Below are 26,938 nucleotides of genomic sequence, written 5' to 3' on the forward strand. Positions count from 1 at the left end.
GGTTTCACGATCGAACGGACGAGGAACCAGGGACCGGAGAGACCTACGACCCCAGAATCGAAGCCAAGAACTCCCCCACCCACCCCAGCAACTCCCGCCCGACCAACGGCTTCCCGCCCACCTTCGCCGTCTTCGGCCTCGGTACCAGCACCTGGTGCGCCGCAGGCTTGATGACGGTGCCCGGATACAGCCGCTTCAGCCGCAGCTCCTGCGACTCCCGCAACTCCACAGGGGCGAAACGGATGTTGTTGCCCTGGAGGACGATGTCGCCGACGCCGCACGCGCGCGCGAGCATCCGCAGGCCCGCCACCAACAGCAGGTTCTCCACCGGCTCCGGCAACTTGCCGTAGCGGTCGACGAGTTCCTCGCGTACGGCCTTGATGTCCGCCTCCGTGTTGGCGGAGGCGATGGCGCGGTAGGCCGACAGGCGCAGGCGCTCGCCCGGGGCGTAGTCGTGCGGGACGTGGGCGTCGACGGGGAGTTCGATCTTGACGTCGAGCGGGGGCTCCTCCTCGACGCCGCCCTCCAGCGAGGCGCGGTAGTCCGCGACCGCCTCGCCGACCATGCGGACGTAGAGGTCGAAGCCGACGCCCGCGATGTGGCCGGACTGTTCGCCGCCGAGGAGGTTTCCGGCGCCGCGGATCTCCAGGTCCTTCATCGCGACGTACATGCCGGCGCCCATCTCGGTGTGCTGGGCGATGGTCGCGAGGCGTTCGTGAGCCGTCTCCGTCAAGGGCTTCTCCGGCGGGTAGAGGAAGTAGGCGTAGCCTCGCTCCCTTCCTCGGCCCACCCGGCCCCGCAGCTGGTGCAGCTGCGACAGGCCGAAGTTGTCGCCCCGCTCCACGATCAGCGTGTTGGCGTTGGAGATGTCGATGCCCGACTCCACGATCGTCGTCGACACGAGCACGTCGTACCGCTTCTCCCAGAAGTCGACGACGACCTGCTCCAGCGCCTGCTCCGACATCTGGCCGTGGGCTGTGGCGATCCGCGCCTCGGGGACGATCTCGCGGAGGCGGGCCGCCGCTCGGTCGATCGACTCGACGCGGTTGTGGATGTAGAAGACCTGGCCCTCGCGCAGGAGTTCACGGCGGATCGCGGCGCCGATCTGCTTCTCCTCGTAGGGGCCGACGAAGGTGAGCACCGGGTGGCGTTCCTCCGGCGGGGTCGTGATCGTCGACATCTCGCGGATCCCCGTGACCGCCATCTCCAGGGTTCGGGGAATCGGCGTCGCGGACATCGTCAGTACGTCTACGTTCGCGCGCAGCTTCTTCAGCTGCTCCTTGTGCTCGACGCCGAACCGCTGCTCCTCGTCGACGATGACGAGCCCCAGGTCCTTGAACTTCGTCTCCGACGAGAACAGGCGGTGGGTGCCGATGACGACGTCGACCGCACCCTCCCGCAGGCCCTCCAGCGTCGCCTTCGCCTCGGTGTCCGTCTGGAAGCGGCTCAACGCCCGTACGTTCACCGGGAATTGCGAGTACCGCTCGCTGAAGGTCCCGAAGTGCTGCTGCACCAGCAGCGTGGTCGGGACCAGCACCGCCACCTGCTTGCCGTCCTGTACGGCCTTGAAGGCGGCCCGGACCGCGATCTCCGTCTTGCCGTAGCCGACGTCGCCGCAGATCAGGCGGTCCATGGGGACCGACTTCTCCATGTCGTCCTTGACCTCGGCGATCGTGGTCAGCTGGTCGGGCGTCTCGACGTACGGGAAGGCGTCCTCCAGCTCGCGCTGCCACGGGGTGTCCGGGCCGAAGGTGTGTCCGGGCGCCGCCATCCGCGCGCTGTACAGCCTGATCAGATCGGCGGCGATCTCCTTTACGGCCTTCTTCGCGCGCGCCTTCGTCTTCGTCCAGTCGGCGCCGCCGAGCCGGTGCAGGGTCGGGGCCTCGCCGCCCACGTACTTGGTGATCTGCTCCAGCTGGTCGGTCGGGATGTAGAGCCGGTCGCCGGGCTGGCCGCGCTTGGCGGGGGCGTACTCCACGACCAGGTACTCGCGCGTGGCGCCCTGCACGGTCCGCTGCACCATCTCGATGTACCGGCCCACACCGTGCTGCTCGTGCACGATGTAGTCGCCGGTCTCCAGCGTCAGCGGGTCGATGGTCTTGCGGCGCCGGGCCGGCATCCGCGCGCCGTCCTTGCCGGCCGCCTTCTGCCCGGAGAGGTCGGTCTCGGTCAGCACGGCCAGCTTCATCGTCGTATCGACGAAGCCGTAGTCGATCGAGCCGCACGCGACGTGCACGACGGACGGCGAGATCTCGGCCAGTTCGGCGTCCAGGCGGGCCGCGATGCCCTCCCCGCCCAGTACCTCGACCGTACGGGCCGCCGGACCGTGCGCCTCCGTCACGTACACCGTGCGCCAGCCGTCGGCGAGCCAGCCCTTGGTGTCGGCGAGCGCCCGCGCGGTGTCCCCGCGATAGGTCTCGGGCGCGTGCATGCCCAACTTGAGGGTGTCCGCGTCGAGTTCTTCATCCGCCGCGAACGGCGACACCGACCACCACATCATGTCCAGCTCGCGCGCCCGCTCCCGCACGTCCGCGATGGACCACAGCGAGGCCGCGTCGACGTCGATGGGCGCCTCACCGCCACCGGCGGTCGCCGCCCAGGACGCCTGCAGGAACTCCTGCGACGTCGCCACCAGATCGGACGCACGCGTGCGTACCCGCTCCGGATCGCATACGACGGCCATGGCGCCCTTGGGCAGTACGTCGACCAGCAGCTCCATGTCGTCGACCAGAACGGGCGCCAGGGACTCCATGCCCTCGACCGCGATCCCCTCGGCGATCTTCCCGAGCAGCTCGCCCAGCTCGGGGTGCGCCTCGGCGAGGGCGGCGGCACGCGCGCGTACCTCCTCCGTGAGCAGCAGCTCACGGCAGGGTGGCGCCCACAGCCCGTGCTCGGCGACTTCGAGGGAGCGCTGGTCGGCGACCTTGAAGTAGCGGATCTCCTCGACGTCGTCGCCCCAGAACTCGATGCGCAGGGGGTGTTCCTCGGTGGGCGGGAACACGTCCAGGATCCCGCCGCGTACGGCGAACTCGCCGCGCTTCTCGACCAGCTCCACGCGCGCGTACGCGGCGGCGGCGAGCGCCTCCACGGTGACGTTGAGATCGGCGGTCTGCCCGGTCCGCAGGGCCACCGGCTCCAGGTCGCCGAGCCCCTTGACCTGCGGCTGCAGCACAGACCGTACGGGAGCCACGACCACGGAGACCGGCCCGGTCTCGGGGTCGTCGGGGCGGGGGTGGGCCAGGCGGCGCAGGACGGCGAGGCGCCGCCCGACGGTGTCGCTGCGCGGGCTCAGCCGCTCGTGCGGGAGGGTCTCCCAGGACGGGTACTCCACGACCCCGTCCGCCGGCAGCAGCGACCTCAGCGCCGCCGCCAGGTCCTCGGCCTCCCGCCCTGTCGCCGTCACGGCCAGCACGGTACGGCCGGCCTCGCGGGCCAGTGCGGCCACGGCGAAGGGCCGGGCCGCCGGGGGGCCGACCAGGTCGACGTGCATGCGGTTGCCGTCCTGGGCCGCCTTGATCGCTTCCGCGAGGGCGGTGTCCTTGACGACGACGTCGAGCAGACCGTGCAGGCTCATTGAAGGGGGCTTCCGTCCGAGGGTGGGCGAGGTGCGAAGGGGGAGCGGGCGAGTAGCGGATGGGGGGTGGGCAACGCGAACCGCCCGACACGCGGTGCGGGCCGGGGGTGTCCAGCGTACGACGCCGGGCAGATTCATGCCGAGGCTGTGGACAACGCCGCGCTTGTGGACAACGCCGCACTCATGGGCAACCCCTCTCCCCCGGACGCACGGCGAAGCCCGGCGCCGGGAAATCGGTCGGATTCCCCAGCGCCGGGCTCTCCCCCGCAACCCCCGTGTGCGGTGGCTGTGCGGGCACGCACGCGTGCGGTGGCTTTACAGTCACGCACGCGTGCGTGCTCGGTTGTCCTACTCGGTGGCGATCGCGTTCAGTACGTTCATCCGGCCCGCCCGGAACGCCGGGATCAGCGCCGCGAACAGCCCCACGAAGGCCGATCCGATGAACACGGAGATGATCGTCGGCCACGGAATGTCCAGGACCTTCAACCCCTCCAGGGCGAGCAGCTGCTGGGCGGTCGCGCCCCAGCCCATGCCAAGCCCCAGGCCCAGCAGCGCGCCGAACAGGGCGATGACCACCGACTCCAGGCGGATCATCCGGCGCATCTGCCGCCGCGACAGACCGATCGCCCGCATCAGGCCGATCTCCCGCGTCCGCTCGACCACCGACAGGGCCAGCGTGTTCACCACACCCAGGATCGCCACGATGATCGCCAGCGCCAGCAGCCCGTAGATCATGTTCAGGAGCTGCCCGATCTGGTCCTTCAGGGCTTCCTTGTAGTCGGTCTGGTCACGGACCTTGTACTGCGGATAGTCGTCGAGCGCCGCCTTGAGCGACTTGTACGCGGCCGCTTCCTGACCGTCCTTCGCCGAGGCGAAGAGCATGTCGTCGAGCGGCATCTTGTCGGCCGGGACGTACTTGGCGAGCGTGTCGATCGACGTATACATGGCGCCTTGGTCGATGACGACGTCGCTGCTGGTGATGGCACGAACCGTCAGCCGGGCCGTGGAACCGTCCTTGAAGTCGACGGCGATCTTGGACCCGAGGGTGATGCCGTGGTCCTTGGCGAACTCCTCGTGCACGGACATCGAGTTCGGCCGGTAGGCGTCCGCGAGCTTGCCGGCGACGGTCTTGGTGGCCAGGTCCGTCGCATAGGACGGGCTGGCCGCCGTGATCGCCGTGTCCTTGAGCGTCTTGCCGTCGGGGGTGGTGAAGTCGCCTTCGGTCCACTTGTACTCGGTGAAGCTCTTCACGCCCTTGGCGGTCCGCGCGGCCTCGACGGCCTGCGGGGTGATCAGCTGCCCGCCGTCGGAGCCGATGATGAAGTCGGTACCGACGGTCTTGTCCAGCTGGTCGGTCGCCGAGGCGACCATCGAGGACCCGACCACCGACAGACAGGCGACCAGCGCGAGGCCGATCATCAGGGCCGCACCCGTGGCCCCGGTCCGCCGCGGGTTGCGCAGCGCGTTGCGCTCGGCCATCCGCCCGACGGGCCCGAAGACCCGCAGCAGTACGGCGCTCAGCACCTTCACCACACCACCGGCGAGCAGCGGCCCGATGACGACGAACCCGATCAGCGACAGGACGACCCCGCCGCCCAGCCACAACGACCCCTCGCTCGCCTTGTCGGCGGCGGTCGCGAGGTACAGCGCGTATCCGCCGCCCCCGGTCAGCAACAGCCCCAGCACGGCCCGTACGACACCTGCCCTGGCGTCGGCGGGAGCGCCGGCGTCGCGCAGCGCGGCCATCGGGGAGACCTTGCCGGCGCGGCGGGCCGGCAGGTAGGCGGCGAGGACGGTGACGACGATGCCCAGTACGAGCCCGACGACCGGAGTCGTCCAGGCGATCGTCAGGTCGTCGGTGGACAGGTTCATGCCCGCCATCGACATGAGCTTCATCAGCCCGACGGCGATGCCCACACCCGCGCCCACGCCGAGCACCGAACCGAGGAAGCCGAGCAGCAGCGCCTCCACCAGCACGGACCGGTTGACCTGGCCGCGGCTGGACCCGATGGCCCGCATCAGGCCGATCTCGCGGGTCCGCTGGGCGACCAGCATCGAGAAGGTGTTGATGATCAGGAAGATGCCGACGAGGAAGGCGATCCCGGCGAAGCCGAGCATCGCGTACTTGATGACGCCCATGAAGTCGCCGACGTCGTCGGCGTTAGCGTCCGCGACCTCCTTGGCGGTCTGCACCTTGTAGGCGCCGTCGAGCGAGGCGGCGACGCTCTTCTTGACCTGCGCGTCGCTGAACCCGGCGTCGGCGGTGACGTTGACGTTGGTGTAGACGCCGGTCGCACCGACGAGCGCTTCCTGCGCGGTCTTGGTGTCGAGGTAGAAGATCGCGGCACCGGGATTGGTGACGGTGAAGTCGGCGATGCCGGAGACCTTCGCCTTGTGCGTGCCGACGGCGCTGATGACGCCGATCTCGTCGCCGAGCCCCAGGTGGTGCTTGTCGGCGGTGTCGGCGTCGACCATGATCTGGTCCGGCCCGCGCGGCGCCTGACCGGACGTGATCTTCATGGTGCGGGCGTCGTTGGTGTTCCAGTTGCCGACGATGGTCGGGGCGCCGCTCGTGGGCGAGAGGCTGTCCTTGTCGGCGTCGACGACGGTGACGGAGGTCGAGAAGACCGTCCCCTGGGCCGACTTGACCCCGTCCGCCTCGCGCACCTCGGCGAGGACGGAGGCGGGCATGACGGGCGGCTTGCCGTTGTCGGTTTGGGTCTCACCGCTGTCCGAGGCGTTCTCGGCGCTCACGGTCACATCGGAGGCGGTGGCGGCGAAGAGCTTGTCGAAGGTGGTGGACATGGTGTCGGTGAAGACAAGGGTCCCTGTCACAAAGCCCACCGACAGCAGTACGGCTATCGCGGAGAGCGCCATCCGCCCCTTGTGCGCGAAGAAGTTGCGCATCGAGGTCTTCATGACGGTCATGACGTACGCCCCCGGGCGTCGAAGTCCTTCATGCGGTCGAGGACGGTGTCGGCGGTCGGCTTGAACATCTCGTCGACGATCCGGCCGTCGGCGAGGTACAGCACACGGTCGGAGTACGAGGCCGCCACCGGGTCGTGGGTGACGATCACGATGGTCTGCCCGAGCTCGTCGACGGACCGCCGCAGGAAGCCGAGCACCTCGGCGCCGGCCCGCGAGTCCAGGTTTCCGGTCGGCTCGTCCCCGAAGATGATCTCGGGACGGGCGGCCAACGCCCGCGCCACGGCGACACGTTGCTGCTGCCCGCCGGAGAGCTGGGTGGGCCGGTGCTTGAGCCGGCCGCTGAGCCCGACGGTGTCGACCACCTGGCTCAGCCACGCCTTGTCCGGCTTCCTGCCCGCGATGTCCATGGGCAGCGTGATGTTCTCGATCGCGTTGAGCGTCGGCAGCAGGTTGAACGCCTGGAAGATGAACCCGATCCGGTCCCGGCGCAGTTGCGTGAGCTTCTTGTCCTTCAGCCCGGTGATCTCGGTGTCGTCGAGGTAGATCTCCCCGGACGTCACGGTGTCGAGCCCGGCGAGGCAGTGCATGAGCGTGGACTTGCCGGACCCGGAGGGCCCCATGATCGCGGTGAACTGCCCCCGCGCTATGTCCACGTCCACGTGATCGAGAGCGACGACCCGGGTCTCCCCGGACCCGTACGCCTTGACGACCTGCCGCGCCCGAGCGGCAACGGCCGTACGCCCTCCAGTGCCCCCGTGCCTGGTGATGGTCACAGCCGATGTCACGGTATGTCTCCTATATCGGTCGACGAGTAAGTCGTGTGTGTACGGAGCCCGGCGAACGGGCCTTGCGGAAGTGCGGTGGTTACGTCGTTGAGTCTGGTCCGCGACGGGGGTCCGGCGCGCTGGTGCTCAGCGCAGTCTTTTGCTGGGGAAAACCCCACCCCCGTAGCTGCGGTCCACCGCCCTCAGCGGCGTAAAGCCAGGTTAAGGACGACCGCCGTACGTTCTCCTCCTCCGGCAGTACGAACCCTCCCCGAGCCGTAGTACGGAGGAACCCCTAGGGGCAGTCCACCCGTCGGTGGAGAACTCCTCGGGGTCGCCTCCACCCTCAACCCCGGCCAGCGTGCACCCTCCCGCGACGTGAGGGTCAAGTGGGACCCTGTCGTACGACAGATAGATGCAGGGGGAAAGAAAATGGATGGGGGCCGGAATCCGGTGGGCGGTACGACACCCGCGATACGCGACACCGCACAGCGCGCCGGAACGGACAAGCGCGGAGCGGTCGTGGCGGCCCTCATGCTCACGATGGCGCTGGCGGCCCTCGACTCCACCATCGTGTCGACGGCCGTACCGCAGATCGTCGGCGACCTGGGCGGCTTCGCGGTCTTCTCCTGGCTCTTCTCCGGCTACCTGCTGGCGGTGACGGTCACGCTCCCCGTCTACGGCAAACTCTCCGACACCTTCGGCCGAAAGCCGGTCCTGATCGCCGGAGCGGCGGTCTTCCTGCTGGGCTCACTTCTGTGCGCCGTGGCGTGGAACATGGCGGCGTTGATCGCCTTCCGTATCGTGCAGGGCCTGGGCGGAGGCGCCCTCCAGGGCACGGTCCAGACCCTGGCCGCCGACCTGTACCCACTGAAAGACCGCCCAAAGATCCAATCCAAACTGTCCACGGTGTGGGCGGTGTCGGCGATCGCGGGCCCGGCGGTGGGCGGACTATTGGCGGCCTACGCGGACTGGCGCTGGATCTTCCTCGTCAACCTCCCCATCGGGGCGGTGGCGTTGTGGCTGATCGTCCGCTACCTGCACGAACCGGCCCGGGAGCAGGCGGCACGCGCGCGTGTCGACTGGGTCGGCGCACTGGCGGTGTTCGCTTGCGGCGGCGTCCTGCTGACGGCCCTGGTACAGGGCGGGGTGGCGTGGGAGTGGCTCTCGGCCCCCTCAATAGCCTTGTTCTGTACGGGACTTGCGCTGGCCGGAGTCGTGGTCCTGGTCGAACGCCGGGCTACGGAACCGATCATCCCCGGCTGGGTGTGGCGCCGCCGTACGATCGCCGCGGTCAACCTCGCCCTGGGCGCGCTGGGCCTGCTGATGGTGGCACCGACGGTGTTCCTCCCGACGTACGCGCAGTCGGTACTGGGCCTGGCCCCGGTCGCGGCGGGATTCGTCCTCTCCGTATGGACGCTGACCTGGCCGATATCGGCGGCCCTGAGCCAACACGTGTACCGCCGCATCGGCTTCCGCAATACGGCCATGCTGGGCATCGGCGTCGCAGCGCTGACGCTGTTCGCGTTCCCGTTCCTGCCGTACCCGGGGTCGGCCTGGCAGCCAACGCTCTTGATGCTGGTGCTGGGCGCCGCCCTGGGCCTGTTCCAACTCCCCCTGATCGTGGGCGTGCAGTCGACGGTGGGCTGGTCGGAGCGGGGCACGACGACGGCATCGGTGCTCTTCTGCCGCCAGACCGGCCAGACGATCGGCGCGTCCCTGTTCGGCGCGGTGGCTAATGGGGTGCTGGCGGCGAGGCTGGGCGGGGCGAGTGACTTGGACGAGGTCACGAGAGACCTCGGCGGAGGCGCGGCCCCCGAGGCGACTCGGCGGGCGATCGCGGACGCCGTGCATGCGGTGTATGTGGGGGCGGGGTGCGCGGCCGGATTGGCTTTCCTGGCACTGCTGTTGCTGGCTCCGAGGCGGTTTCCGGTGCTGAAGGATTGAGGGGGAGGCGTGTCGACGGAGACGGAGGATGCCTTGCTGGCCAGAGCACGTGAGCTGTGGGTGGGACTGGCTTCGGCGCCGGTGTCGTTCGGGCCGACGGGCAGCGCTACGAACATATCCGTGGCCGTCTCATCGAAGTCACGGCTGTGTCCGCCGGGTTGGGTCGGCATCGTGGCCCTGGGAGGTTCGGCGATCGCCACGGCGCCGACGGAGGACGCGGCGAGGACGGTCCGGGAGGCGCTCGCACCGCTTGCGCCGCTTGCACGTCTGTCGGCGGAGGCAGTGTGTGATGCGCTGGCGGTGGCACGGGTGTTGGGCCCGGCGACGTTGGCGTACGCGGGTCCGGACGAGTTCGTCCCGGCGAGGCCAGAGGATCTGACGGTGATTCAACTGCCGGTAGAGCAGCACCCGGAGATACGCCGCCTGGAGAGGCTGGCGGGCGAAGAGGACGCCGGCGAGGCCGGGTTGACGGACATAACCTCCCCCGCTTTCGTGATCCGCGAGGGCGGTGAGGAGGGCGAGGTGGTGGCCGCCGCCGGATACACCCTCTGGCCGAACCGCACCGCCCACATCAGCGTGCTGACAGCACCCGCGTGGCGCGCCCGAGGCCTGGCCCGGGCAACGGCCTCGGCAGCAACAACCCACGCCCTCACGGCCGGCCTGCTCCCGCAGTGGCGAGCCCGCCCACCGGCGTCGCGCAGAGTCGCCCGCGCCCTGGGCTTCCGCGAGCTGGGGAGTCAACTGAGCATCGAGCTCGCTTAGTTCAGTCACGGCACGTGGGGGGCTGAACGGCTGGCGGCTGGCGGCTGGCGGCTGGCGGCTGGCGGCTGGCGGTGATTGGCCGGTTTAGGCCAGGGGACAACTGGAAAACCCCAGGTCGGCTGTCCAGGGCATGGCCCAAACGCTCCAATCACCTCCGCCACCGCCCCCTCACTGGGCCCCGGGTGGCTCGGGCGAGGGCCCGGACGGGACCGCGTCCTCCGGTTCGGCGATGTCCTCCTCTACGACGCTGTCCTCTACGACACTGTCCTCGACGGCGCTGTCCCCGACCGGTTCCTCCTTGTCGCGGCCGTGTGCGGCGATGAGCGGGGCCGCTGCCGCCGCGGCGAACGCGATGCCGCTGACGCCGAGAGTGACCGGGATCATCGTGTCCAGGAAGCCGGCCCTTGTGCAGTTGGCGATCTGCGGGGCTGCCCAGCCGTCCGGATCGACGCGCACCCGCACCCACTCGCCGACATGCCAGTGACCGGTGCCGTTGCAGCCCACCCAGCCGAGGTCTTGGCCCGACGGGGATGACACCCGCAGATCCTGTTCGCAGACGGGACCCTGGCCGCCGTCGCAGTGCTCGGCGGAGATCAGGGCGTCGGTTTCGACGCCATGGTGATCCAGGTACCACGCCGGCAGGTTCAACGCGATGACGAATGCGCAGAACCACATCACTATGCCGACGACGACGAGAGCCGCGATGAGTCCTTCGACCGAGTCGTCGAGGACCTTCCCGTCCCGACCGGTGACCATGGCCAAGGTCGGCAGTGTGAAGATCGCGGAGGTGCCGAGGCAGATCGTCAGCGTCACGAAGGCGATTCCCCCGAGATCATCATGCCCGGCGCCGGTGAGGGCCTCGCCGACCGCGACCGCGCCGACCAGGGGACCCACCCACATCAGCAGGAGCACGACGGCCAGCGCCGAGCGTCGCAGCATTCTTCTCTTCACGCGGGTATCGCCCCCGGCATCAAAGCTCGCTCAACTCCCGGACACAGACACGGGATTACCTTCGCCGCCCGTCACCACGTCTGGCAACCTCACGGTGCAGCGCCGGATCACGCGCCCGCCACACCATCCCCATGCCTCCACCGCCGAGCCGCTCCTCAGCCAAGAGCACCCGCCTTGGCACCCTTGCCGCCCTTGGCCCCCTTGCCGCCCCCACCACCCAACGCCTCCTTACGGATGAGGTCGAGAAAGCTCGGTGTGTTCTCCGTCGTCCGCACGTCGACGAACATCCGCGTATGACGGTCGTCGTCCACGGCCTGCCGTACCAACTCGTGCGCCAGATCGACCCGCGCCGTGTACCGCCCGGGCAGCCGCGACGTGCCCACCCGGTACTCGCTCACCCCCTCCGCGTCGAAGAGGCCACCGGGCCGGATGACCGTCCAATCGAGGTCGCTCGCGCGCATCGCGTCCTCCATCCGCCGCATGTCCTCATAGACCGTGCGCCCCATGAACCGCACGACAGCCGGCTCCAGCACCTTCCGGAAGAAGAACCCCTCCCCGGGCGCCGCGGTATCGAACAGCACGGTCGACGACACCGCGACGACCCGCCGCACCCCGTGCACCCCCATGGCCCGCATGATCTGCCCCATCCCCACCGAGTACACGGTGACCGGCTCCCGCCCGTACGGCACCCCGAGTGCCGAGATCACCGCGTCCTGCCCGGCCACGGCGTCCTCCACCGCGCCGGCGTCGTACACGTCCGCGGCGACCACACGCAGCCACGGACCGGTCAGCGGAAAGGTATCGGGATGGCGGGTGACCGCGGTGACGGTGTGCCCGGCCGCGCCGGCCCGTTGCGTGGCCAGGCGGCCGGTCGGTCCGTTCGCTCCGAAGATGACGATGTTCATCGGTGATCCCCTCGACTGTCGGTTCTTTCCCATCAAGAGGGGATGGCGGCCGCGAGTGTGACATGGGGTGGACGAGGTGAGGTGAGGCGGCAGCTCAAAGGTATGAGTTAACGCAGGTAACACCCGAGGTCAGCGCAGTAAGCGCATACCGACGGACCAGTTCGGCGGAAGCACTGCCCACACTCGCTACCTCCAAGTAACGTGCGTGGCCCGCTCACCCGTCACCCACCCTTCGCTCACCTGGAGTTCACCCAAGGAGCACCGGGATGTCGTACGACCATGGCCACCACCCGCACCCGAACCCGCCCACCTACCCCTGGGCACCACCGCCGCCGCCCGAACCGCCGAGGCAACGCCCGCCCAGCCGCCCCCCGTTGGGCCACCACAGCGACCTGCGGATCCTGCGCGGCGCCTACCGCCGCCAGCGTCGCGTCGCCGGTCTCACGGCGCTCGGCTACTTCACGCTCTTCCTCCTCCTGTCCGCCTTCGCACCGTCCTTCATGACGAGCACCGTCACCGACGGCCTGCCCACCGGCCTGCTGCTCGCGCTGCTCCAACTCCCCGTCACCTGGCTGGCGATCGTCCTGTACGAGCGCACGGCCCGCCGCTACGTCGATCCGCTCGCCGACCGCATCCGCAAGCTGGCGGAGCTGGACGCGAGGCGCGGGGCGGGGGTGGGCCGGTGACGGGAATCGGGGCGGGGTTCAGCGACTCCGCGCAGACCACGTCACTGGTCGCCTTCACGGCCGTAGCCACGATCACCCTGCTGCTGTGTGTGCTGACGAGCCCGGACCGGGACGACCTCGACGCGTTCTACACCGGCTCCAACTCCCTGTCCCCACTGGGCAACGGCCTCGCGATCGCCGGCGACTACATCTCCGCCGCGACCGTCCTGGGCACCAGCGGGGTGATCGCGCTGTGCGGCTACGACGGTGTCGTCCTCGCCCTGAGCACGGCCCTGTCGCTGGTGCTGCTGATGTTCCTGCTGGCCGAACCGCTGCGCAACGCGGGCCGGTTCACCATGGGGGACGCCTTCGCCCGTCGTATGCCGGGGCGTCGCGTCCGTATCGCCGCGTGCGTCGTGACCCTCGCGGCGCTGCTTCCGCTGATGCTGGTGCAACTCGCGGGCGCCGGGCAGCTGTTGGCGTTCATCCTCGGCTTCTCCGGTGACTCGGTGAAGACGGGCTGCGTCATCGGGTTGGGCGCGCTGATGATCAGTTACGCGGCGATCGGCGGTATGAAGGGCACCGCTGTCATCCAGATCCTCAAGATCGTGATGCTGCTCGGTTCGGGGGCCGTGGTCTCCGTACTCGTCCTGAACCGCTTCGGCTGGAGCCCGGGCGCGCTGTTCGACGCGGCGGCAGACGGGAGCGGTGCGGGCGGGGCCTTTCTGCACTCGGGGCTGCAGTTCGAGGGTGGGCCCAATCCCCGTCTGGACATGATCAGTTCGGAGCTGACCGTCGTCCTGGGCGGCGCCTGTCTGCCGCACGTCACCATGCGGATGTACACCGCGTCCAGCGCCCGCCAGGTGCGCCGTTCGATGTCCTGGGCGGTGTCGTGCGTGGCGCTGTTCGTGCCCGTCATCACGGTCGTCGGTTTCGCCGCCACAGCGCTGGTCGGGCGTACGGCGATCGCGCAGGCCGATCCGCAGGGCAACACGGCGTATCTGCTGGGCTCGCAGGCCGCCTTCGGGCCGGACCTGTCCACGGCGGAGACGCTGCTGTTCACGACGGTCACCACCGCCCTCTTCCTCACCCTGCTCGCCTCCGTCGCCGGCATGATCCTGGCCTGCGCCAACTCCCTTGCCCACGACGTCTTCGCGGCACGCGCGCGTGAACTGTCCCCGCGCCGCGAGATGACCCTGGCGCGAATCTCCGCCCTGGCCATAGGAGTTCCGGCGATCGCCCTCGCGACCCAGGTCCAACACCGCAGCCTGCAACCGCTGGTGACGCTCTCCTTCTGCCTGGGCGCCTCCGCCCTCGCCCCCGCACTGGTCTACAGCCTCTTCTGGCGCCGCTACACCCGAACCGGCCTCCTGTGCACCCTCATCGGCGGCTCCCTCACGGTCCTGCTCCTGATTCCGGGCACGAACCTCGTCTCCGGCTCCCCCGTCTCGGCCTTCCCGGGCTCGGACTTCACCTATTTCCCGTTCACGACGACGGGCCTGGTCTCCATCCCGCTGGGCTTCGGCTTCGGCTGGCTGGGGACGGTGGTCTCCGGGCGGCGCGAGGCCGGTGAACAGCGGCGGCAGTACGAGGCGGTGGAGGGGTGGATCCTGGCGGGGGCGGTACGCAGGCGCGGCTGACACCACGCCCGTCGAGAGCGGCCGGCTCTGTCAGGACCAGGACATGTACCGCTTCACGTACGGCAGGGGCTCGCCGGTGAACGCGTCCAACAGGATCCGTTCGCCGACCGGCCGCTCCAGCTTCACCGTCACCTGCTTGCTCAGCAGTTGGGAGGTGCATGCACCGTCTTTTGTCCCAACGATCGACCCGGACAGCACCACACTCCCGGCCGTCTCCAGCACATGTACGGCGGGCCCGTCGTCGCAGGCTCCGTGGTGGGCCATGACGGTGAGGGACCGCCCGTCCTCGGCCGCCTTCACCAGCCCGGCGAGTTCCCACAGTTCGGCGGAGGGCGTGTCCGCGGCGGGCCTGATCGGCGGCTCGGGAAGCTGCGACGAGCTGAGCGCGACCCGCTTGAGCGGAGTGTCGTAGCCCTCCAGCGTGAACAGCCACGCCGGCACGGTCGCCGGTCCCCTACTGGTGACCAGGCTCATCTCCCCCAACTTCGCCCCGGTCACGGTGAGATGCGGCTCGCCGTCGCCACCGCTCGCCATGCTCTCGTACGACTTCCGCGCCCCCGTCAACGGCAGTGTGAGCGAACCCCCGCTCTCCCACTCCACCTTCCCTTCCCCCTTCGGGGACTCGGGAAGCTCGCCACGCAGGACGAAGCGCCCCGCCAAGTAGGCCTCCTTGTCGTTCCCGTCGAGGAAGGCGTTGTCGGGCAGCTGGACGGTATCCCCCATCGGGTAATACCCCTTGGCCCACACCTCGGCGGCCTCGGACCCCTCCCAGGCCTCAGCAACCTCCCGGGCCCGCTCCTTCGCCTCGGGCGCCTGCACGGCATTCCGAACCCGCGCACCACCGCCGTCGTCATCAACTTCGGCAGTGCCACACCCGACCACAACAGCGGTGGTGACGGCGGTGAACAGGGCCAGGGCCGCATGCAGCCTGACAGCGCGCGCGGTGCTCGTACGCATGGATCCCCCCGGGCTGACAGTGACGAACAGATGGGCGTGTGGAGGCCGTTTGAGGCCGTATCGCCCCTGTGACGCCACACCAGGGACAGACGTTCGCCGCACTCCCCGGTGTTGTCCTTTTCGTTACGTCAGCACATCACTACGTCACTCCGCCGGCGCCCGCCCCGTCAACGCCGTAAGGCTGTTGCGTACGTGATCCATGTGGGCCTGTAGGTCGTCCCACGTCTCCCCGTGCTCGCGCAGCACCCGCTCCGTCTCCCGGGCGATCCGCTCCTCCCGCACCCGCGCCTCGGCGAGCAGCTCGGCGCCACGCGCGTGTGCCTCCTCCTGGCGCCGTTGCGTCGACTCCTCCGCGTCGGCGAACGCCTGCTTCGCGTCGGAGAGCGCGGCCTCGGCGCGCGCCACCAGCTCGGCGTGGTGTGCGTCCAGCGCGGCCTCGCGCTCGGCCGCCTCCCGCTCGGCCCGCTCCCAGCGTTCGGCGTGCTCCTTCTCCTGCTCGGCGAGCATGCCGGTGGTGCGCTGCCGCACCTCGCGCAACGCGGCGAGCGCCTCGCCGCGCCCCTCCTTCACCTCGCGCCGGGCGCTGACACGGATGTCGTCGGCCTCGGCGCGCGCCGCGAGGAGGCGCTGGCGGGCGCGTTCCTCGGCGTCCGCACGGAGCGCATCCGCCTCTTCGTGCGCCTCCCGGCGTACGCCGAGGGCGCGCGTCTCGGCTTGCGCGACGTATTCCTGCGCCGCGTGCCGCGCTTGTTCGCGCACGTGCGCCGCCTCTTCCTCCACGAGCTGGAAAAGGCACCGTGCGCGCTCCCCGAGCGTCTCGTACGTCTGCGGCGCGAGCCGCGCCACCGTCTCCCGCAGCCGCGCCGCCTTCGCCTCCATGTCCCGGGCGAGCACGGTCAGGCGCGCGGCCCGCTCCCACGCGGCGTCCCGGTCCCGGGAGATCACGGCGGCGTACACGTCGACCTGTTCGGGACGGTAGCCGCGCCCCCGTACGGCCACGAAGCCTTGTGCCGACGCCGATGCGCTGCTCATCCTGAACCCTTCCGCCGACCCACACGACATGACGTACGAAGTACGAACGTTTAAGAACGATTTCGCGCATATCTTGATGGATCGGACGTAAGTACGCATAACGCGACACTCCGGTCACAGGTCACGCTACGCGACCCGTCAGCGACTCCGGCGGGCGTTGAGCCGGGCGGCCTGGCGGGTCAGGTGGTCGCGCTCGGCGAGGTTGGGTGCCTTGTGGGCGGCCTCGGCGTACAGCCGTGCCGCCGTCGCCAGGTCGCCGTCGCGCTCGTGGAGGTAGGCGGCCACCGCGGTGTGCCGGGGCAGGGTGTCGTCCAGCGCCGCGAGTGCCTTCAGGCCGGCGCGCGGTCCGTCGGCCTCGCCGACGGCGACCGCGCGGTTGAGCCGGACGACCGGGCTGTCGGTCAGGCGCGCGAGCTCGTCGTACCACTCGACGATCTGCACCCAGTCGGTCTCCTCGGCGGTGGGCGCGTCCGCGTGGAGGGCGGCGATGGCGGCCTGGGCCTGGAACTCGCCAAGCCGGTCACGGGAGAGGGCCGCCTGGAGGATCCCGACGCCCTCCGCGATCACCTTCGTGTCCCAGCGGCCGCGGTCCTGCTCGGCGAGCGGCACCAGGCTGCCGTCGGGCGCGGTCCGGGCGGCGCGCCGGGCGTGGTGGAGCAGCATCAGCGCGAGCAGCCCCGCCACCTCGGGGTGGTCGATCACGGCCGCGAGCTGCCGGGTGAGCCGGATGGCCTCGGCGGCGAGGTCGACGTCGCCGGAGTAGCCCTCGTTGAAGACGAGGTACAGGACGCGCAGCACGGTGGCGACATCCCCGGGCTTGTCGAAGCGCACCCCGGAGACGGTGCGCTTGGCCCGGCTGATGCGCTGCGCCATGGTCGCCTCGGGCACCAGATAGGCCTCGGCGATCTGCCGGGTGGTCAGCCCGCCGACGGCACGCAGCGTGAGCGCGACCGCCGATGCCGGGGTCAGCGACGGGTGGGCGCACAGGAAGTAGAGCTGGAGCGTGTCATCGGCCGCGGGCGCGGGCCCGGGCGCCGGTTCCTCTTCTACGAGGTCCTCGCGCCGGCGGCGAGCGGTGTCCGCCCGGGTCGCGTCGAGGAACTTGCGCCAGGCCACGGTGACCAGCCAGCCCTTCGCATCCCGCGGCGGATCGGCCGGCCACACGCGGACCGCCTCGATCAGGGCGTCCTGTACCGCGTCCTCGGCCGCCGCGAAATCTGCTCCGCGGCGGACGAGGACGGCGAGCACACTCGGCGTGAGGCTCCGAAGCAGGACCTCGTCCACCTCAGTGGCACTCCTCCGCGACGGTGGGGTGCGCGGCCAGGAACGGGCGCAGCTCCAGCCACTCGTGGATCGGCTTGCCGCCCGCACCGGGGGCGGCCGACAGCTCCCCGGCCAGCTCGACGGCGCGCTCGTAGCTGTCGACGTCGATGATCATCCAGCCTGCGATGAGGTCCTTGGTCTCCGCGAACGGCCCGTCGGTGACCGGCGGGCGCCCCTCACCGTCGTAGCGGACCCACACTCCCTCGGGGGCGAGCGCCTGACCGTCGACGAACTCGCCCGTCTTCTCCAGCCGGGCCGCGAAGTCGTTCATGTACTGGATGTGCGCCGAGATCTCCTCCGGGGTCCACTGGTCCATCCGCACGTCGTTGACCGCGGCCGGGGCGCCTCGGTAGTGCTTCAGCATCAGGTACTTGGCCATGGTGTTCTCCTCGGTGCTCGTGCGACCCATTGTGGTCGCGTTCACCCCGGGGACGGAGCCGGACGCGGGTTCTCGACATCGCCGCCCGATTTTTTTCCCGGCCCCCTCGCGAGGGACGAGACATCAACCGCGGGACGTCACAACAGCCCGTCCCACATCTGCTCCAGCAGCACCGACCACCAGCTCTCCGGCGAACCGAGCGCCGCCGGGTCCAGGGACGCCAACTGCGCCTGGAAATCGACGGTCCACCGCCCCGCCTGCTCCTGGTTGAGCCCGAACCGCAACCGCCACATCCGTCCGAGCAGCGCCAGGCAGCGCGCGAACTCGGGCAGCCCCGTGTTCACGAACTGCGGCGGTACGGAGGCACCGCCCGGCCCCGCCTCCACGGGCACGGCGACGATGTTCGCCGTGCCGTACTGCACGCAGATCGCCTTGCCGAAGTCGCTGCCCATCACGAGGTACGAGCCCGCGTCCGGCGCCGGCCGCACCCCGCGCTCGGCCGCCAGCTCCGCCAACGTCGGCACCGGCCGCCCCGGCTGGGCCTGCGCCCAGAAGAACGGGCCCATGTCTATCGGCAGCCCCGCCACCACCAGCGTCTGCGCCACGATCGGCGGCACACCCTGCCGGGACACCGCCGCCTGCTCGAACCGGAACACCCCCGGCCCGAACGCACCCGCCAGCTCCTGTCCGATCCCCTCCGGCGGAATCGGCGGCGCCGACTGCACCGGCGGCAACGGCGCCCGCACCGGCGCGAGCCGCGCGGGACCGTCCGCCACCTGGTGCAACTCGCCCTGGTGCGCAAGCAACTGCTGCATCCCCTGCTGCCGGCTCGCGTGATCCGTGCCGTACGGCGCGATGCTCGTGATCCGCGCCTGCGGCCACTGCTCCCGGATCATCCGCGCGCAGTACGCCCCCGGCAGCTCGCACGACTCCAACTCCGTGTGCAGCTCCAGCACCTGGTCCGGCGGCACGTTCATCCCACGCAGCTCGTGGAAGATCTGCCACTCCGGGTGCGGCGTCCCCGGCGCCGAACGCCGGATCAACTGCTGCTCGGAACCGTCCTGCGCCCGATACCGCAGCACAGCCTGATACCCCGGCCCGACCGTCGGCCGCCCCTGCTGCTGCGGATATCCGTACCCCGCCGGCTGCCCGGGAGGCGGCGTCGCACCAGGCGGCACGGCGCCCGGAGGCATCATCGCGCCGGGCGGCATCGACTGGGGGGCGCCCTGAGCCATACCGGGGGCGCTCGGAACACCGGATGCGCCGGGGGCAGCAGGTGCGCCCGGGGCCTGCGGCGGTGGCGGTGCGCCGGGGGCGCCCACCGGGGGCGTGGACAGCATGGTCTCCGCGTGATGCACACCACCGGGCACGCTGCCTGAAGCGCCCTGCGCGCCAGGCGTGCGCGGAACACCCGGGGCGCCCGGTGCCTGCGGTGCGCCGGGGGCGCCAGGGACACTCGGAGCGCCGGGGTACTGGGCTGCACTCGGGGCGCCAGGCACGTCCTGAGCACCGGGCGCACCCGGCACACCAGGGGCGCCCGGAGGCTGCTGCGCGCCCCCACCCGCGCCGCTGCGCCCGGCGCTGGAGAACATCGTGTCAGCGTGGTGAACCCCGGGAGGCGTACCGCCCGGCGGATTCGGCACACCAGGCGGATTCGGCACACCAGGCGGATTCGGAACACCAGGAGGATTCGGCGCACCGGGCGGATTCGGAGCGCCCGCGGTCCGGGACGCACCCGGAGGCTGAGACGCCCCGGACGCTCCAGGCGCGCCCGGCGGCTGGAACCCACCCGGCACCCCAGGCACACCCGGAGGCTGCGGCGCACCAGGCCCCTGAGACGCACCGGAACCCTGAGCCGCACCGGGACTCCCTGGCGCCCCCGGCGAACCGGAACCGCCAGGCGCCCCGGGCCCGTTGGGGCCAAGCGCGGACACAAGCTGCGTCGGCACATACCCGCCCCCGGCCGCGCCCGGCGCACCCGGCGCACTCTGCGCACCCGGACCGGGCGGCGGCGGAGAAGGAGGCGTGCCCCCCGCCCGCGCCCCCGGCGTCCCAGGCGCACCCGGCGGAGGAGGCGTCGTAGAAGCCCCGCCCCGCGCGCGACTCGGAGGGGGCGCCGCCATGCTCGTCGCGGCGTCGGCGATGTCCCCGGCGTTCGGCGCGAGGGGCCGCTGGGGGGCGCCCGGAGCGGCCGGAGGCTGGGGCGCGTTCGGCGCAGGGGCACCACCCGGGCCCTGCGGATAGCCATAAGAGGAAGGTGCGCTCGGCGGCGGCGTACCCGGGGCGCCCGAAGCGGCGCCGGGTCCCTGCGGGTAGCCGTAAGACGGCGCGGGCGGCGCAGGCGGGGGCGCGCTGCCCTGCCCCGCGCCCTGCGGGTAGCCGTACGACGGCGCAGGCGGCGCGGGAGGCGGCGTGCTGCCCTGCCGCACGCCTGGCGCGCCCGGTACACCCTGGGCGCCCGCCCCCTGCGCACCACCCCGCGACGCAGGCGCCGCGGGCGGCACCGGCGCGTTCCTGTCCTCAACCGCCGACGCCCGCACCGTCGGCGGCAGCTGGCTGCCTCCCGACATCAGCTCAGTCTCGGCGTCGGGCGGCGTCGAGCCCGGCGGGACGGCGTCGTCGGCGTCACTGATCGGCGATGCGAACACGGTCGCGGGCAACGGGACGGAGAGGTCCTCGCCGCCGTTGGTGTCCGTCCCCGTCCAAGGGGTCGCCCCGGCGGGTACACCCGGCGCACTGGCCACACCGGGCGCCCCCGGATACGCCCCCGCGCCGTTCCCCGCCCCACTACCCCCGGTCGCCCCGGCGGCCGGCCACGAGGCACCACTCCCGGGCGCGCTGGGCACCGCATCGGAAACCGCACCCGAGCCGGACCCAGCCCCCGCCCCAGCCCGCCGATCCGGAATCCCCAACTTGTCCGCCGCCTCCTGCAACCACTCCGGCGGACTCAACAAAAACGACGTCTGGTTCAGATCGACCCGAGCCGGAGCAACCGGCACCGCGTCCTCGGGGGTGTCCTCATGGCCGTACACCTCCTCGTACCGGCGGATGACCTCGCCGACCGGAAGGGAGGGCCAGAGCGTGGCCTCGCCGCTGTCGCGGGCGAGCACGAGCCGTTGGGCGCCGCCGTCCGAGCGCGGTCCGTCGGGCCGGTCCTCGGCCCAGACCACGAAGCCGAGCCCGAACTCCCGTACCCGCACCTCGCGGTGCTGGTACGCGGGCAGGTCACCGTTGATCCACTCCTCGGCGCGTTCCTGCGCCTGCGCGAAGGTCACCATCGGTCAGTTCACTCCCCCACCGAAGGGATGGGAACGGCATGGGCGAAACCACCGTCCACCATCAGGTTCGCGACCGTCTCCAACTCGGGCGGATTTCCGGCCAGTCGGGACAGGAACTGGTCGAAGTCGTCGCCGCACGGCAGCAGTAGCCGCCGTACGCGGTCCGCCGGTGCCCAGGAGGGGTCGACGTCGCGGGCGTCGTCGTAGGCGCAGAACCACACCGAACCGGCCCGGTCGCCCTTCACCTTCACCGCGAGTAGACCGCCCTGGACGAAGCCGACTCCCAGGTAGTCCTTGGTGAGATGGTCGCGCAGGCACTTGTTGACGTAGACGAGGTCGTTGACGGCCGCCTCGTCCCGCACGGTGAAGAAGGGCTGGTCGATCAGGAGGCCCAACTCCGCGTCCAGTGCGGTGCCCACCGGGGCGCAGCCGCCCGCGGCCTTCAGGAACGAGCGGTAGGCGCCCGGCAGTCGGTAGCCGAGGTCCTCCTCGACGCCCTGCACCTGCGACTCGGTCACGGCCAACGCGGACTTCGGCAGCCCGAGATGGGCGGGCCGGGTCTCCTGGAGGGGCCGGGTGCCGCGCTTGTCGTGGTCGACGGGCGAGGTGGCTATTCCGCCGTGGTGCCGCAGCAGCGCCTTCACCTCGACCGGAACCAACTCAAGGCGCCGGCTGCCCGCCACGTGGTGCCAGGTCCAGCCGTGCGGGGTCGCCACGGCCGGGATCGTGTCCCACAGTTCGTGGCCGGAGGCCGAGAGGGCCGCGTTCGCCGACACGTAGTCCGTCAGGCGCAGTTCGTCGACGCCGAAGCCCGCCGGCGGTTCGGCGATCTCCGCGACCGCGCGCGCGTAGGGCGAGAAGTCGGGGTAGCCGTGCTCGTCCACCCGCACCCCCCTGGGGTGACGGGACGCCCGGACCGGATCCGGGAAGTGCACGACCTGCCCGGCGTAGGCCGCGTTCGGCGGCGCGGCTTGCCCGAGCCGACCTGTCGTCATGGCGGTTGCCCCCTGCGGCACTCTGTACGACCCGTGGGAGCCACCTCCGGCTCACTACGGTCCGTATTCGACTGTCTCCAACGCGTTGCCCGCGCGCATGGCGGTGCCGACAGCCTATGCGGTACGACGAACCCGGTCACCGGCACCAGGTCACCAGGCCTCCGCTTCCGTGACCAGCCGTCACCCCGTCGTGACAGCCCGCCGAAGCCCGGGCGTGTCGCACCGCCCCAGCTTCCGCACCAGCCACGCCATTTGGCACTCTGTGACGGCCGGGGGGATGCACGGGAGGGGATGATGATCATGAACGGGACACAAACGGGTCCGCACCCAGGACCGCACACAGGCATGTCCGGTGACCCCAGAGTCGGCTGGAGCAGCGCGGAGACCCTCCACGCGCCCGCCCTTCTGCACCGCCGCGACGGCATACTCCCGACCGTCGCCGCCGCCCTCTCCGTCCGCGGTGCCACCCTCACCGGCACCGCCGCCCGCGGCGACCAGGCCCCCGCTCTGCACCCGCTCGTCCAGGACTTCCTGGACACCCTCGGCAGCGCCCAGCGCGACCGTTTCACCGGCCGGTGCGCCGAGGCCATCCTCATCTCCCGGCACATCGCAGCCGCCGACGCCGAACGCAGCAAACGCGCCGGCCGCAAACCGATGACCAACGGCGAGGCCCGCAAGGCCCTCAAGCAGTCCAAGCTCACCGCCCGCCGCATCCGCGAGGACGGCGACCCCCGGCACGGCGCCTTCGCCGCCCCCTGCCGCGCCTGCACCGCCCTCAGCGCCCACTTCGGCGTCCGCATCGTCGACCCCACGGCGCCCGGCGACTGACCCCCCGATCACAGGCACGAATCACGGACACGAGTCACACGTACAAATCACACGCACGAATCACCGGCACGAACCACCGCCACAAAACGCACCCGCACGAACCGCACGCGCACGACGCACCCCGGCGGCCCCCCACTCCGGCACGCCGACGGCCCATGACCTCGACGAACGAAGGGCAGATGCACGCCGACCGCTCCTCCACCACCCGCTTCCCCGCACCCGTCGAAACCGCCCTGCGCGCCGCCGGCTGGCAGCCCGGGCGCTGGGACATAAAGCAGGCCGAGTACTGGGCCGACGCCCTGCGCGAGCACACCTCGTCCGCGGGACACCGGCACGCCGTGTTCCCCGCGGCCGTCGAGGCATGGGCCGAGTTCGGCGGACTGCACATCACGCCGGTGGGCCCCGGCCGCCAGGTCGCCCCCGTCGCCCTCCACCTCGACCCGCTGCACGGCCTGCACATGGCCCGCACCCTCGGCGACCTCGGCCGCGCCCTCGACACCGAGGTCAGCCCGCTCGGCGAGGAGACCGACTCGCACTCCCTGCTCGCCATCGACACCGAGGGCCGCGTCTACACCCTCGACCACACCGGCGACTGGTACGTCGGCCCCGACATCGACCAGGCCCTCTCCGGCCTCATCTCGGGCATCGAGCCGGTACGGCTCACCGCGGGCTGAACCGGTCGGCGGGAAGCGGGAAGCTCAACTGGCCCCTGACCACAGGGCCCTACGCCGCAGCCCCTACGCCGCCGGAATCACCGCCGACACCCGATAACCCCCCGCGTCCGTCGGCCCCGACACGAACACCCCGCCCAGCGCGGCGACCCGCTCCTTCATCCCGAGCAGGCCGTTGCCGCCCGAGGGCAGCCGGGCCGCGGAGGCGGACGCGGGCTCGGGGGGCGGTTCGTTCTCCACCTGCATCGCGATCTCCGACACCCGATGCGCCAGCCGCACATGGGTCTTGGCGCCCGCCGCGTGCTTGTGGACGTTCGTCAGCGCCTCCTGCACGACGCGGTACGCGGTCACCTCGACCTTCGCCGCGTACACCCGCACCTCGCCCTCCACGGTCAGGTCCACGACCATCCCCGCGGCGGCCGACTGCCCGAGCAGCTCGTCCAGTTCGGACAGACAGGGCCCGTCCACGGACCCCTCGTCGTCGACGGCCCGCGAGGCCGCGGCGGCCGCGGCCATCCCCACGGCGGCGAGCGGTACGGCCGACCGCTCGCGCGCTCCCGAGCCGTCCCCGCTCCTCAGCACGCCGAGCATCTCCCGCAGCTCGGTCAGCGCCTGGCGCCCCATGTCCCCGACCAGGGCGGCGTTCTTCACGGCCTTGTCGGGATCCTTCCGGGCGACGGCCTGAAGCGCGGCGGCATGTACGACCATCAGGCTCACCCGGTGCGCCACGACGTCGTGCATCTCGCGCGCGATCCGGGTCCGTTCCTCGTTGCGCGCCCACTCCGCGCGCTCCTCCGCCCGCTCCGCGAGCAGCTGCAACTCCCGCTCAAGGCTGTCCGCGCGCTCCCGCAGGCTCTCCATGAGCCGCCGCCGGGCCCCGACGTACATCCCGAGCAGTACCGGCGGAGCGGTCAGCCCCAGCGAGGCCGCGATGGCGGCGAACGGAACGAACCACTCCCCCACCGACACGTCCCCGCGCGCCAGATCCTGCCCCTGTCCCCACCGCACGAACGTCACGATCAGCGTGCCGGCGAACGACATCCCGGCCAGCGCCCCGATGATCCGGCGCGGCAACTCGGCCGATGCCAGGGTGTACAGACCGACGACGCCCATCAGGAAGCCCATCTGGGCCGGCGTGATGGCGATCGACACCAGCACGACGGCGATCGGCCACTTCCGCCGGACCAGCAGAACCGACCCGGCCAGCACCCCGAACACGATTCCGGCCGCCGTCGGGATCCCCGCGTCCCGCGCGAACGGAATCCCCTGCGCCGCGCACTCCGCCGCCGACGCCAGCGCCAGACCCCCGTCGAGCACCGCACTTCGCCACCTCGTCCACCACCACGGCCCGGTCCGGGCCGCGGCGTGGTCTGCCCCCGTCGTGGTCATGCGTCCAGCCTACGGGCGGCCGCCACCGCTTTTCCGGCGAGTTTCACCGATTGGCCTACACCACACTCCGTAATCGAATAACAACGAAACCCACCGGAATCCCTCGAACTGCCAAATCACACGCCGTCGCGTGGAAGGGGCCCCGTACGGCATAGTGTTGGATGCCACTCGGCGATCTGACCGGATGTCCGGTTCAGTCGAGTTCCATCCCCCGTGGTGTAATTGGCAGCACTGTGGCTTTTGGTGCCATCTGTCCGGGTTCGAGTCCTGGCGGGGGAGCTTCGCTCCTACGGAATTCCCTCCGGGCCCTGACAGCTCTGTCAGGGCCCACTCTCATGTATCCCCTGAAACGCCCCGGTATCCTGCGGATGTCACCCCACCCCCTCCACAGCCGAAGGGCATCCCGTGAGCGCCATTCGCCCGGCCGCCGTCGTCGTTCTCGCAGCGGGTGAGGGCACCCGTATGAAGTCGGCCACACCCAAGGTCCTCCACGAGCTCTGTGGCCGATCCCTGGTCGGCCATGTGCTCGCCGCCGCGCGCGAGTTGGAGCCGGAGAACCTCGTCGTCGTCGTCGGACACGCGCGCGAGAAGGTCACCGCGCATCTCGCCGAGATCGACACCCAGGTACGTACCGCGGTCCAGGCGCAGCAGAACGGCACCGGGCACGCCGTCCGGATGGCACTGGAGGAGCTCGGCGGGGTCGTCGACGGGACCGTCGTGGTCGTCTGCGGGGACACCCCGCTGCTCACCGGTGAGACCCTCCGCGGCCTGGCCGCGACCCACTCCGCCGACGACAATGCCGTGACCGTCCTGACCGCCGAGGTGCCGGACGCGACCGGCTACGGGCGCATCGTGCGGGACGGCGCCTCCGGTGCCGTCACCGCGATCGTCGAGCACAAGGACGCGAGCGAGTCCCAGCGCGCCATCCGTGAGATCAACTCCGGAGTCTTCGCCTTCGACGGGCAGTTGCTCGCGGACGCGCTCGGCAAGGTCCGTACGGACAACAGTCAGGGCGAGGAGTACCTGACCGACGTCCTGGGGATCCTGCGCGAGGCCGGTCACCGCGTCGGCGCCTCCGTGGCCGGCGACCACCGGGAGATCGCCGGCATCAACAACCGCGTGCAGCTCTCGGAGGCCCGCCGCATCCTCAACGACCGCCTCCTCACCCGCGCGATGCTCGCCGGCGTGACCGTCATCGACCCCGCGACGACGTGGGTCGACGTCACCGTCACCTTCGACCAGGACGCGGTCGTGCACCCGGGCACGCAGCTCCAGGGCTCCACGCACCTCGGGGAGGGCGCCGAGGTCGGCCCCAACAGCCGTCTGAAGGACACGCGGGTCGGGGCCGGGGCCCGGGTCGACAACACCGTCGCCGACGGCGCCGACGTCGGTCCGCAGGCGACCGTGGGGCCGTACGCGTATCTGCGGCCGGGTACCCGGCTCGGTGCGAAGGGCAAGATCGGGACGTACGTCGAGACGAAGAACGCGTCGATCGGGGAGGGGACCAAGGTCCCGCATCTCTCCTACGTCGGTGACGCGACCATCGGTGAGTACACCAACATCGGTGCCGCGAGCGTGTTCGTGAACTACGACGGGGAGCACAAGCACCACACCACCGTCGGGTCGCACTGCAAGACCGGATCGGACAACATGTTTGTGGCGCCTGTCACGGTCGGGGACGGTGCGTACACCGCCGCCGGGTCCGTGATCACGAAGGACGTGCCGCCCGGTTCGCTGGCCGTGGCCCGTGGCCAGCAGCGGAATATCGAGGGTTGGGTGGCTCGTAAGCGTCCGGGAAGCGCGTCGGCGAAGGCGGCCGAGGCGGCGTCCCAGGAGCCCCAGGGCGAAAGCTGACCGGAAACAGGCACGTCTGTGACGGCGTACCGTGATAAGTGCCCACCCGCACCCACCAGCTGAGAGGACTCTCACGCCCAGGCGCGCGACGTCCTC

At 70.9% G+C, this 26,938-nt stretch carries 19 protein-coding genes and 1 tRNA gene; 8 read left to right on the plus strand and 12 right to left on the minus strand.

What is annotated here, in order from left to right; all coding sequences use genetic code 11:
- Positions 1-43: 43 nt before the first annotated feature.
- From mfd to AC5DRG_RS21545, 3 genes are all read right to left on the minus strand, one after another.
- On the minus strand, positions 44-3,574 hold the full coding sequence (gene mfd / locus AC5DRG_RS21535) for a transcription-repair coupling factor (protein ID WP_491812205.1): 3,531 nt from the start codon (positions 3,572-3,574) through the stop codon (positions 44-46).
- A 348-nt stretch (positions 3,575-3,922) separates the two neighbouring features.
- Positions 3,923-6,502 carry an ABC transporter permease gene (locus AC5DRG_RS21540; protein ID WP_491812206.1) on the minus strand — a complete coding sequence of 860 codons (2,580 nt, stop codon included), beginning with the start codon at positions 6,500-6,502 and terminating at the stop codon, positions 3,923-3,925.
- A complete protein-coding gene (locus tag AC5DRG_RS21545) occupies positions 6,499-7,287 on the minus strand; it encodes an ABC transporter ATP-binding protein (protein WP_491812207.1) in 789 nt (262 codons plus the stop codon). Before AC5DRG_RS21545 ends, AC5DRG_RS21540 begins: the two co-directional genes overlap by 4 nt.
- Before the next feature lie 432 nt (positions 7,288-7,719).
- Here AC5DRG_RS21545 and AC5DRG_RS21550 point away from each other — a divergent pair, with 432 nt between their 5' ends.
- Both AC5DRG_RS21550 and AC5DRG_RS21555 read left to right on the plus strand, forming a co-directional pair.
- The gene (locus AC5DRG_RS21550; RefSeq protein WP_491812208.1) at positions 7,720-9,213 is read left to right on the plus strand and encodes an MFS transporter; all 1,494 of its coding nucleotides are present in this window, start codon (positions 7,720-7,722) and stop codon (positions 9,211-9,213) included.
- 9 nt (positions 9,214-9,222) lie between these two features.
- Positions 9,223-9,975, plus strand: coding sequence for a GNAT family N-acetyltransferase (locus AC5DRG_RS21555; RefSeq protein ID WP_491812210.1), 753 nt, complete (start codon positions 9,223-9,225; stop codon positions 9,973-9,975).
- 168 nt (positions 9,976-10,143) lie between these two features.
- Here AC5DRG_RS21555 and AC5DRG_RS21560 read toward each other — a convergent pair whose 3' ends face one another.
- Positions 10,144-10,914: a hypothetical protein gene (locus tag AC5DRG_RS21560; protein ID WP_491812212.1), complete on the minus strand. Its 771-nt coding sequence runs from the start codon at positions 10,912-10,914 to the stop codon at positions 10,144-10,146.
- Between the two features lie 167 nt (positions 10,915-11,081).
- Positions 11,082-11,831, minus strand: a complete 750-nt coding sequence (locus AC5DRG_RS21565) for an NAD(P)-dependent oxidoreductase (RefSeq protein WP_491812214.1) — start codon at positions 11,829-11,831, stop codon at positions 11,082-11,084.
- Positions 11,832-12,097: 266 nt separating this feature from the next.
- Between AC5DRG_RS21565 and AC5DRG_RS21570 the strand changes: the two genes are divergently transcribed.
- Positions 12,098-12,517 carry a DUF485 domain-containing protein gene (locus AC5DRG_RS21570; protein WP_491812215.1) on the plus strand — a complete coding sequence of 140 codons (420 nt, stop codon included), beginning with the start codon at positions 12,098-12,100 and terminating at the stop codon, positions 12,515-12,517.
- Complete coding sequence (locus tag AC5DRG_RS21575; RefSeq protein WP_491812217.1) at positions 12,514-14,136, plus strand: sodium/solute symporter; 1,623 nt, start codon at positions 12,514-12,516, stop codon at positions 14,134-14,136. The genes AC5DRG_RS21570 and AC5DRG_RS21575 overlap by 4 nt, the downstream gene beginning before the upstream one ends.
- Before the next feature lie 30 nt (positions 14,137-14,166).
- Here AC5DRG_RS21575 and AC5DRG_RS21580 read toward each other — a convergent pair whose 3' ends face one another.
- From AC5DRG_RS21580 to AC5DRG_RS21605, 6 genes are all read right to left on the minus strand, one after another.
- Positions 14,167-15,093, minus strand: a complete 927-nt coding sequence (locus tag AC5DRG_RS21580; protein ID WP_491812219.1) for a hypothetical protein — start codon at positions 15,091-15,093, stop codon at positions 14,167-14,169.
- A 144-nt stretch (positions 15,094-15,237) separates the two neighbouring features.
- Entirely contained in the window at positions 15,238-16,125 is an 888-nt protein-coding gene (locus AC5DRG_RS21585) for a cellulose-binding protein (RefSeq protein ID WP_491812220.1), read from the minus strand.
- A 138-nt stretch (positions 16,126-16,263) separates the two neighbouring features.
- Positions 16,264-17,409, minus strand: coding sequence for an RNA polymerase sigma factor (locus AC5DRG_RS21590; protein WP_491812221.1), 1,146 nt, complete (start codon positions 17,407-17,409; stop codon positions 16,264-16,266).
- Position 17,410: 1 nt separating this feature from the next.
- Complete coding sequence (locus AC5DRG_RS21595) at positions 17,411-17,827, minus strand: YciI family protein (protein ID WP_491812222.1); 417 nt, start codon at positions 17,825-17,827, stop codon at positions 17,411-17,413.
- Positions 17,828-17,964: 137 nt separating this feature from the next.
- The gene (locus AC5DRG_RS21600) at positions 17,965-21,105 is read right to left on the minus strand and encodes an SUKH-4 family immunity protein (protein WP_491812224.1); all 3,141 of its coding nucleotides are present in this window, start codon (positions 21,103-21,105) and stop codon (positions 17,965-17,967) included.
- Between the two features lie 8 nt (positions 21,106-21,113).
- Positions 21,114-22,100 (minus strand): SMI1/KNR4 family protein, encoded by a 987-nt coding sequence (locus tag AC5DRG_RS21605; RefSeq protein WP_491812226.1) that lies wholly within the window; start codon positions 22,098-22,100, stop codon positions 21,114-21,116.
- 291 nt (positions 22,101-22,391) lie between these two features.
- Here AC5DRG_RS21605 and AC5DRG_RS21610 point away from each other — a divergent pair, with 291 nt between their 5' ends.
- Together AC5DRG_RS21610 and AC5DRG_RS21615 are read left to right on the plus strand one after the other, a co-directional pair.
- Positions 22,392-22,928 (plus strand): YwqJ-related putative deaminase, encoded by a 537-nt coding sequence (locus AC5DRG_RS21610; RefSeq protein ID WP_491812227.1) that lies wholly within the window; start codon positions 22,392-22,394, stop codon positions 22,926-22,928.
- Positions 22,929-23,107: 179 nt separating this feature from the next.
- Positions 23,108-23,602, plus strand: a complete 495-nt coding sequence (locus AC5DRG_RS21615; protein ID WP_491813115.1) for an SUKH-3 domain-containing protein — start codon at positions 23,108-23,110, stop codon at positions 23,600-23,602.
- A 63-nt stretch (positions 23,603-23,665) separates the two neighbouring features.
- On the opposite strand, the gene AC5DRG_RS21620 is transcribed toward AC5DRG_RS21615, so the two are convergent.
- The gene (locus AC5DRG_RS21620; protein ID WP_491812229.1) at positions 23,666-24,988 is read right to left on the minus strand and encodes a sensor histidine kinase; all 1,323 of its coding nucleotides are present in this window, start codon (positions 24,986-24,988) and stop codon (positions 23,666-23,668) included.
- Positions 24,989-25,195: 207 nt separating this feature from the next.
- On the opposite strand from AC5DRG_RS21620, the gene AC5DRG_RS21625 reads away from it, so the two are divergent.
- A tRNA-Gln gene (locus AC5DRG_RS21625) sits at positions 25,196-25,267 on the plus strand.
- A 126-nt stretch (positions 25,268-25,393) separates the two neighbouring features.
- Complete coding sequence (glmU, locus tag AC5DRG_RS21630) at positions 25,394-26,842, plus strand: bifunctional UDP-N-acetylglucosamine diphosphorylase/glucosamine-1-phosphate N-acetyltransferase GlmU (protein ID WP_491812231.1); 1,449 nt, start codon at positions 25,394-25,396, stop codon at positions 26,840-26,842.
- The last annotated feature ends 96 nt before the right edge of the window (positions 26,843-26,938 follow it).

This window comes from Streptomyces sp. JLBG701, assembly GCF_058544905.1.